Below are 571 nucleotides of genomic sequence, written 5' to 3' on the forward strand. Positions count from 1 at the left end.
CGCGGGATGGCCTTAGAATGGAGGTTACCGCCGGTGGTAATATCGGTGAGCGACAGATGGCGCTCGGTGCCCGCCATTACGGCAACATCCGTGCTGAGGCGCAAGACTGGCTCCAGAAGGTGGAGATCGACCTTTGCCGCACCGATGACAAACCGAAGGTCTTCTCCGGCGGCATGCAGCAGCGCCTGCAGATCGCGCGGAATCTCGTCACCCGTCCCCGGCTCGTTTTTATGGATGAGCCGACCGGTGGTCTTGACGTCTCCGTGCAGGCGCGTTTGCTTGATCTCTTGCGTGGGCTTGTGCGCGAGCTCGGTATCGCCGCCATCGTCGTCACCCATGACCTAGCCGTCGTGCGCCTGCTCGCCGACCGGATGATGGCATGCAGCGCGGGCGCGTCATCGAGCAAGGCCTGACCGACCAGGTGCTTGACGATCCCCATCACCCCTATACGCAACTGCTCGTTTCCTCCGTTTTACAGGTCTGAGGCAGTAAGGACAGTTCAGATGACTACGCGCATTCACGTCAAAGGCCTCGCCAAGATCTTCACTCTGCACACTCAGGGCGGAACCAT

1 pseudogene is annotated in these 571 nt (G+C 60.8%); it reads left to right on the top strand.

What is annotated here, in order from left to right:
* Positions 1-484, top strand: a pseudogene (locus BQ8482_RS33900) (ATP-binding cassette domain-containing protein); the annotation flags it as partial.
* Positions 485-571 lie beyond the last annotated feature (87 nt).

This window comes from Mesorhizobium delmotii (assembly GCF_900149755.1).
GTDB lineage: Bacteria > Pseudomonadota > Alphaproteobacteria > Rhizobiales > Rhizobiaceae > Mesorhizobium > Mesorhizobium delmotii.